1 protein-coding gene is annotated in these 256 nt (G+C 65.6%); it reads right to left on the bottom strand.

Translation table 11 applies throughout. From position 1 onward, the window contains the following. The coding region (locus Q4528_RS14720; protein ID WP_303522407.1) for an EamA family transporter at positions 1-236 on the bottom strand (236 nt) is incomplete at its 3' end. Between the last annotated feature and the right edge of the window lie 20 nt (positions 237-256).

Below are 256 nucleotides of genomic sequence, written 5' to 3'. Positions count from 1 at the left end.
CCCCAGGTCAGCAGCGCGACCGCGCCGGCCGCCAACCCAACGGCGGTCCATTGCAAGGCGCCCAGCCGTTCACCAAAAAAGATCCGGCCCAAATGCACCGCCACCAGCGGAAAGATGAAATAGCCCAGGCTGGCCTCGGTGGCGCGGCCCTGACCGATGGCCCAGATGAACCAGAACCAATTGCAAGAGATGACCACCGCCGCGCCGGCAAGGATCAGGAACTGGCGGCTGGCCATCACTGCGCGCAGTACCGGCA

It is taken from the genome of Staphylococcus pasteuri (assembly GCF_030547725.1).
Lineage (GTDB): Bacteria > Bacillota > Bacilli > Staphylococcales > Staphylococcaceae > Staphylococcus > Staphylococcus pasteuri.
This window is presented reverse-complemented; position numbering and strand designations above follow the sequence as displayed.